The following is a 707-nucleotide window of genomic DNA, read 5'->3' on the forward strand; positions in this document are numbered from 1 at the left end:
AGATCGCCCGCGCCCTGGCCACGGAGCCCGAGCTCCTGGTCCTGGACGAACCCTTCGCCGGCCTGACCCCGGCGGAGACCGAGCTTCTGGCCAAGTCCCTTTCCCGGCTGCGCAAGGGGGGGCGGTTTGGCCGGCTCCACAGCGAGGGGTGCGCCATGGTCATCATCGAGCACAAGCTCTCCGAGCTCTTCAAGATCGCCGACCGGGTGGTGGTCCTGAACTTCGGGGAGGTCCTGGCCGAGGGCCCCCCCGGGGCGGTGGCCCAGGACCCCAAGGTGATCGAGGCCTACCTGGGGGAGGGGGTCCATGCTGGAGGTTAGGGGGCTTTCCCTCCTCTACGGCAAGGCCCAGATCCTCTTTGGCGTGGACCTGGAGGTCCGGGAAGGGGAGCTGGTCTGCCTGGTGGGGCCCAACGGGGCCGGCAAGACCAGCTTCCTCCGGGCCATCTCCGGGCTGGTCCGCCTCGAGGCCCGCCTCCACCGCGGGACCAAGGCGGGGGAGATCCGGCTGGAGGGGGAGGTGCGCTTCCAGGGACGGCGCATCGACGGCCTTTTGCCCCACCAGATCGCCCGCTTGGGCCTGGTCCTGTGTCCCGAAAGGCGCCGCCCCTTCCGCGAGCTCACCGTGGAGGAGAACCTCCTGGCCGGGGGCCTCCTCCTCCCCAAGGGGGAGGTGGGGCGGCAGCTGGCCTTCGTCTACGAGCTTTT

At 70.4% G+C, this 707-nt stretch carries 1 protein-coding gene and 1 pseudogene; both read left to right on the forward strand.

Annotated elements, in window-relative coordinates:
* Nucleotides 1-320: pseudogene (locus NZN28_RS14520) on the forward strand (ABC transporter ATP-binding protein); the annotation flags it as partial.
* Nucleotides 307-707: ATP-binding cassette domain-containing protein (locus NZN28_RS14525; protein ID WP_295399366.1), on the forward strand; the 401-nt coding region annotated here is incomplete at its 3' end. The pseudogene NZN28_RS14520 and the gene NZN28_RS14525, both read left to right, overlap by 14 nt.

The sequence above is a fragment of the Meiothermus sp. genome, assembly GCF_025056915.1.
In the GTDB taxonomy this organism is placed as follows: Bacteria; Deinococcota; Deinococci; order Deinococcales; family Thermaceae; genus Meiothermus.